Below are 6,203 nucleotides of genomic sequence, written 5' to 3' on the forward strand. Positions count from 1 at the left end.
GGTACGTTTTATCTTGTATATCGATTTTTTTCTTTTTTCACTTCCTGTCTGGTACGCTTCACCGCTTTCATGACAGAATCTGTTGGAATCTGGTTATCCTTATATCCTTCCAGAATTCCATCCAGATAAAACTTCGATGGTCTTGCCGGAACATCTTTGTGCGGAGCGTTCATCATATATACAAACACCTCTTTCTCCACTCCATCCTGATTTTTTACCTGAATCGATTCTTTCCCATAAAAACTTGGGAATCCTTCATAGAAATCCAGACTCTTCTCACACGCTTCTGTGATTTTCCATAAAACTCCTTCGACACAGCTTCCCTTTTCCGGCAGTACCGTTGCTACTCCGTTACCCGGAGCCTTTCCTCGAAATGCCAGCCGATAATCTTCAAGCCGGACATTTTCCACAACTTCCGCAGCCGGACACCTGTACTTCATCTGCTCCAGATTCATGTTGCTGCCATAAGCGAAGTAATATCTATCTTCCATTTTTTCTCACCTCTATCTGACTCCTTCTGTCCTTTGATTTTTCTTCAAACACTCATACGTGCTTTTATCATATCTCCACGCAAGATCACCATCCAGATTTGCCAGCAAATGTTTTCGGACATTTTTATATTCGTCTCCAATTAACCCAAGTCTCAATAAAAATGTACGAAATGTAAATGCTGGATTTTCTGATATCAGTGTCTTTTTCATCTGTGTCGATCTCTGATTGATCGCCTGTGCGGAAATGGCTAATGCCAGAGTAATATTTGCTCTTACCTTTCCTGCATGAAGTGTGCTTTCAAAACAGCGCCATTCCAAAGTTCCTTTTGAAAACACAGCATGAAGATTCAGAGCATAATAACGGGTATGATCATAATGGGTATGACTTCCATCCCTGCCTCCATACCAGACATTTCTTACTCGGTCCATTGTGATTGATTTATTTGGTATTTTTCGGATTTTCTCCAATACCTCCGGTCGCACCCTCTGACAATAACTATTTGCTCTTCTCTCCTGCACTTTCAGTGCTTTGAACAGAATATCTTCCTTTGCATACATAATTGTCAGTGCATTTTTCAGACTCTGCGGTGTATGATTCGATGCATCTACATGAACATGCTGACCACAGGACTCATTTACAAAACCGCCATGCTGTCGCAGACATCGTACTACTTCCTGTAACTTACCCATTTCATCATAGGATAATTTCGGAGATACCATTTCTGTTGAATATTCTCCACCTGCGTCTACAATTCGACCGTATACTTTTCGTTGTGTATAAATGCTCCCATCAGACATAAATTTCCACTTTTTTCCTTCCAAATCTATCACTGACCAGACTCCATAAGTAGTGCCGTCATAATATGCTTCTGTTCCAAACATTTCAGCAACAACTTCTGCAGCACGTTGTCTGGTAATTCCTGTCATCTCGATTTCTGTGCCAAAGTATTGGTCTTTTATACCGATCATGCCTAATGGATTCCTTTCTCAGACACTTCCTGTGTGTTGAGTTCGGAGTCTGCCTTTTGTAACAATCTGCCAATTGCCTCGATAACATTGACAGTTACTCCGTTTCCAGCCTGTTTATAAAGCTGTGCATCAGAAGTGCTGTCTATGATTTTATTTATTTGCCAATCATAATACCCCTGCAGTCGCAGACATTCCCTTGGAACTAATCTTCTTATTCTTCCGTGATACAAGATGCCATGACGATCGGTTGCAGTAATTGTAAACATCGGTTCTTCTGGTTCTTTCATGCGTCTGCCGTTCTGACGGACATTTTCTTTGGCTGGTGTAAGGACTGCTCTTGCCCCTTCTTCACTTAATACGCCGGAACATTCTCCTTTGTATTTATGGATTCCACATTGTCGGGTATTAAGGCTTCTGCATTCTTCAGTTACCAGTGGTGGCGGAGACAAATCTACAAAATGAAGTGTTCCCTGTTGGATACCTGTAGTCAGGGTGTGTGCTATCTGATGTCCGACTCTTCCTCTCCTGCTGTTGAGATTCGCATAGCCTAAATCGATGCTGTCACCCTCTCTTGCAAGTTTGTAGCCGAGCTTTGTATTTTCTTTAATTGGAACACCCACATCATATAATCCTGTCTTTCCACCCATTCCTCCGGCTTGTGATGTCAGGGTACAGCTTAATCCTTTTGGACTGTAGACTCTTTTTCCCTGACTTCCTGCCCGGATTTGAACAAGAGCTGCTCCATTTGTTTCTGGTTCAGGTAATACTTTTCCGGCACATCGGAAATCAAGATATCCGACAATATACACCCGCTTTCTTGCTTGGGGGACTCCGAAATCCTTGCTGTTAAGCACTTTCCATTCGACATGATACCCCAGTTCAGAAAGCGTACTGAGGATGGTGCAAAACGTCCGGCCTTTGTCATGCGATAACAAACCGGGAACATTTTCAAGGATAAAATACGATGGTCTTTTAGCTTCAAGAATCCGGGCAATTTCAAAAAAGAGAGTTCCTCTTGCGTCAGCAAATCCTTCTCGCTTTCCGGCGATAGAGAATGCCTGGCAAGGAAATCCTGCACAGAGTAAATCAAAATCTGGCATTCGTTCTGGTTCAATTGTTCTTGCATCACTACAATACCACTCCCCTTCTGTGTCAAACAGCAATCGGTAGTTCTTATCCGCATAAGTATCCACCTCGCAATGTCCGACACAGACAAAGTTTCCTGCCCGTCTTAAGCCTTCACGGAATCCCCCGATTCCGCTAAAGAGATCAAAAAATTGAATGGTTGCGGCTATCAACCTCCTTTTTGCTGATAAAAACAGGCGGCATGATTTCTCATACCGCCCTTCGTTATTCTGTATCAATTGGTTACCATTCTGTTGGTTCTTCTGTTTTGGTTTCTTCTTCCAGATCAGTTTCTCTTTCTGGTTCAGTTTCCTCTTCCGGTTCGCTGTCCCCTTCTGGTTCGTTTTCCTCTTTCGGTTCACTCTCCCCTTCTGGTTCGTTTTCCTCTTTCGGTTCGCTCTCTCCATCTGGTTCGCTTTCCTCTTCTGGTTCGCTGTCCCTTTCCGGCTCAGTGCTTTCTTCCGGTTGTGTTTCTTCTGTTCCCAATTCTCCAATTGTCTGTTCGGATTCTTCAGGCTGATCTTTGCTTTGCCATTCGGCCTCTGCCTTTTCCAGTGCTTCTTCTATAATCTGAATTAAGAAGTCTTTCTGTTTCATGTGTTTCTTTCCGATGACTACTTTTAATCTCTGGAATAATTCCTCTGATACCTGTACTGCTACTGTTCTTACTGCTCCCATGCTTATTTCTCCTTTTCCTTCCAGTCTGTTGAAATGTTCTTCAATGACCTGTTGTAAAAATTTTTGTGTGCTGCTTTCTGTGAGTTCAATCTCTTCTCTTACTTTCTCATGTAAGTCCATCGGGATCTTTCCGCAGATATTTTTCATTTCTGCCATAACCTTTCTCCTTTCTCTTTCGCTACACACAACATACTCCAAAGCCGCATGGAAAGCTATTCACAATACCCACCAAAGATAACGATGCATTTTATGCCTTACCCCTAGCAGATCCAACAATGTATGTATCGTGCAATCATAGGCCTCACCCCCTTTACAAATTTTCCATTTGAGATAGAAAATCCATCATCTGATCTGGTATTTCTTCCGATGATGGGTTCGTTGTCGATTGTTCCGTAGTGCCACATATTCCTAATTCTCGAACACTTTCTTTTATCGTCTTTTGAATGACTTCTTCCAGCCATTTTCGATCCTCTTTTTCCAGAATTGCCTGAACCAGATACTGGCTTTTCTGCCCTTCTGGAACACTTTGAAATTTCTCCCATGCCCTTTGGTGTTCTGGTTTTTTCAGATTCGGGCGGAACGAATACACAGGGCGTGTCATCTCGCCCACATCTGCTGTACAATCCGTTCATACCCTGTTGCGTTGGCATGGACGTCCTCTATAAAAACGGGGCGGCAAATCGCGTCCTGTGTGGTCACGTGGCGTTTTAAAATTGCAGAGCCTCCCCCCATAAATACGGTGGGTACTGCCCGGAGATCAAACCCGGATTCTGTCACCGCAGACAGTATTCTTTCTATATATTTCCGTCCGTTTTCCTGTATGATCCGTCTGGCCTCTTCTGCCATACTGCAAGATTCTCCCCGAAGCACACGCTCAATTTGAGTTTCTGTCACAGACAGTCCGGTATTTCTACGCACTTGTTCTGCTGTCTCATCAATACATCGGATTACTCCAAGTTCCAGACTTCTGCACGTTGCTGCATTCGGAACAGCATTGTCCAGCCTCATAAGGTCAACGGTCCAGCCACCAATATCAACAAGCAGAACAGACGGTTCATTCTTCAGATACTCTGGATGCAGAGCAAGCGCAGAGTATCCCTGTGGGAACAGTTTCACATCTTTTATTGTTATCTCATATAACTCACTTTCATATAAAAATCGCACTGGCTGCTCTTTCCGCAACAGATACTCCCTGAATCCCTGTTTCTCTCTTCCAAAACTTGAAAGCGGAAGTCCAACAGCCAGAATTACCTCTGTCTTTCGTTCCGCTTTCCGATGCTTGATTTCTTCTGCAATGGCTGCCAACGTCAGCAGATAATAATTATCATTTGACGTTTTATTTTTTACCAGCGTCTGTCTTCCCGTACCGCAGACATAATACTTTCCTTGATATTGCAGAACATTCTGCATGGTATACGGCTCGTAATCATACCCAATAATTCCACTTGGGAAAGACACTTGTCTTGTTTTAATGGCATAATAGCCATGATCAATTCCTATGATTATCGCAATCACATCCTTTCATTTTTTCTGTTTAACGTAAGGTCAAAAATGTTGTCACTGCTGCAACGGATCGTTGCAAAAGTGCCATTCGTGAACACTTTTCTATGTTCCAGCGTCCCAAAACCTGCGGAAAATCTGGCTTTTTTATACCACTATCGCCAGAGGAACACTACTGTTCCTTCCCAGCCGGTTATAAAAGATCCCTCTCCCGGCGGCGGTCCAGCCTGTCCGGGGGAGGGATATATCGCAAGTTTCCTTTTTGAACAATTGCCTGTCTTTTTATTTTTATGAGATGTTTTTCCTGCTTTTGTAAAATGGGAAGATACTCCGGTTCTGTCAAAAACTTCCGTATATAATTGCCCTTTTTTCCCAGCTTGTTATCATTTTTCAGCAGTTCTATTTCTACCATGTAATGGGTATCTGGATGAAATCTCTTCTCACACAAAATGCTGTCCCCTTTTATATAATCAGATTTAGCCGATTCTCTTGCTGCCGCCAAGAGTTCATAAATACTTACTTCCACCTCTTATCACCTCCCAAAAGACCAGAAAAAAGCAGACCTCTTAATCGAAGTCTGCTCCTGTCGGATATGGTAATCCTCTTTCTTCATATTTTTTATCGATATAATTTCGAATCCATTCCCTGTATTCTTCCGTTAATGCCAGTTCCTGAAATTCTAACAACCACTTTTCCCCTTTTGCTTCGTCATCAAGCCATCGATCTTCTATGCACTCCGGCTCATCTAACATTTTCATCATCGCTTCAAATGGCTCTTTTACATCATCACCAAATTCTTTCCATAAGGCGATTCCATAGTTCTCCAGTTCAAAAAATTCTGTCAGATATGTCAATCGTTCCATATCCCCCAATGTCATTCTTTTTTCACCTGACAATAATGCTCGATCTCTTTTGCCACATAGATTTAAAAATTTTCTCTTTTCCATCTCCACATCCATTATACTTTTACCTCTTCCTGTTAAAAATAATTCCTTATTACGAAACATTATAAAATTTAAATTCTTTAGAATCAATATATATGTTTCTGTATTACGAAACTTTTTATTTTATAAGGGGAGTTCATCATTATGCAAAAGATTAGACCAGATATGGATATTGGTAAAAATATCCAAGCAATTCGATATAAAAACAATATGACTCAAGACCAAGTAGTTGCAAAATTAAATCTTATGGGTATCTCCATCACCAAAAGTACCTATGCCAAACTGGAAACAAATCGCATGAACATTAAGGCATCTGAATTAGTTGCACTTGCAAAACTCTTTCATACCGATATCAATGCTTTCTTTTCCGGCTTGCTATAGTTCGACATTCCCCGACTCCCTGTGTATATAATAGCATATTAAAAATAAGAACCAGTCTATATTCTTATCGGATATAAACCAGTTCTTTTTTCTTATCAAATAATATAAAAGTGAC

The 6,203-nt window shown here is 41.6% G+C and carries 9 protein-coding genes; 1 reads left to right on the forward strand and 8 read right to left on the reverse strand.

Features of this window, described 5'->3' with window-relative positions; translation table 11 throughout:
- Window positions 1-8: 8 nt before the first annotated feature.
- The 8 genes from NCY30_RS07370 to NCY30_RS07405 form a co-directional block, all read right to left on the reverse strand.
- Window positions 9-491 (reverse strand): gamma-glutamylcyclotransferase family protein, encoded by a 483-nt coding sequence (locus NCY30_RS07370; protein WP_015513326.1) that lies wholly within the window; start codon window positions 489-491, stop codon window positions 9-11.
- Window positions 492-503: 12 nt separating this feature from the next.
- Entirely contained in the window at window positions 504-1,460 is a 957-nt protein-coding gene (locus NCY30_RS07375; RefSeq protein ID WP_006426990.1) for an amidoligase family protein, read from the reverse strand.
- Between the two features lie 2 nt (window positions 1,461-1,462).
- Complete coding sequence (gene dcm / locus NCY30_RS07380; protein WP_110102375.1) at window positions 1,463-2,758, reverse strand: DNA (cytosine-5-)-methyltransferase; 1,296 nt, start codon at window positions 2,756-2,758, stop codon at window positions 1,463-1,465.
- 70 nt (window positions 2,759-2,828) lie between these two features.
- Window positions 2,829-3,419, reverse strand: coding sequence for a hypothetical protein (locus tag NCY30_RS07385; protein ID WP_015513324.1), 591 nt, complete (start codon window positions 3,417-3,419; stop codon window positions 2,829-2,831).
- A 154-nt stretch (window positions 3,420-3,573) separates the two neighbouring features.
- Complete coding sequence (locus NCY30_RS07390) at window positions 3,574-3,864, reverse strand: plasmid segregation centromere-binding protein ParR (protein ID WP_110102373.1); 291 nt, start codon at window positions 3,862-3,864, stop codon at window positions 3,574-3,576.
- Window positions 3,861-4,769 carry a ParM/StbA family protein gene (locus tag NCY30_RS07395; protein ID WP_158526417.1) on the reverse strand — a complete coding sequence of 303 codons (909 nt, stop codon included), beginning with the start codon at window positions 4,767-4,769 and terminating at the stop codon, window positions 3,861-3,863. The genes NCY30_RS07390 and NCY30_RS07395 overlap by 4 nt, the downstream gene beginning before the upstream one ends.
- A 187-nt stretch (window positions 4,770-4,956) precedes the next feature.
- Window positions 4,957-5,289, reverse strand: coding sequence for a DUF5720 family protein (locus NCY30_RS07400; protein WP_005341391.1), 333 nt, complete (start codon window positions 5,287-5,289; stop codon window positions 4,957-4,959).
- A gap of 40 nt (window positions 5,290-5,329) precedes the next feature.
- Window positions 5,330-5,641 (reverse strand): hypothetical protein, encoded by a 312-nt coding sequence (locus NCY30_RS07405; protein ID WP_215727210.1) that lies wholly within the window; start codon window positions 5,639-5,641, stop codon window positions 5,330-5,332.
- Window positions 5,642-5,851: 210 nt separating this feature from the next.
- Here NCY30_RS07405 and NCY30_RS07410 point away from each other — a divergent pair, with 210 nt between their 5' ends.
- Window positions 5,852-6,088 (forward strand): helix-turn-helix domain-containing protein, encoded by a 237-nt coding sequence (locus NCY30_RS07410; RefSeq protein WP_005341369.1) that lies wholly within the window; start codon window positions 5,852-5,854, stop codon window positions 6,086-6,088.
- Window positions 6,089-6,203: the final 115 nt, after the last annotated feature.

The organism is Dorea sp. MB18-49, from assembly GCF_023669465.1.
Lineage (GTDB): Bacteria > Bacillota > Clostridia > Lachnospirales > Lachnospiraceae > Dorea_A > Dorea_A longicatena.

Excerpts from the sequence above, each read along its gene's own strand:
- NCY30_RS07370 (WP_015513326.1), bottom strand. The coding sequence starts at position 491 with ATGGAAGATAGATATTACTTCGCTTATGGCAGCAACATGAATCTGGAG.
- NCY30_RS07390 (WP_110102373.1), bottom strand. The coding sequence starts at position 3,864 with ATGACACGCCCTGTGTATTCGTTCCGCCCGAATCTGAAAAAACCAGAA.
- NCY30_RS07410 (WP_005341369.1), top strand. The coding sequence starts at position 5,852 with ATGCAAAAGATTAGACCAGATATGGATATTGGTAAAAATATCCAAGCA.
- NCY30_RS07405 (WP_215727210.1), bottom strand. The coding sequence starts at position 5,641 with ATGACATTGGGGGATATGGAACGATTGACATATCTGACAGAATTTTTT.
- NCY30_RS07375 (WP_006426990.1), bottom strand. The coding sequence starts at position 1,460 with ATGATCGGTATAAAAGACCAATACTTTGGCACAGAAATCGAGATGACA.
- NCY30_RS07385 (WP_015513324.1), bottom strand. The coding sequence starts at position 3,419 with ATGGCAGAAATGAAAAATATCTGCGGAAAGATCCCGATGGACTTACAT.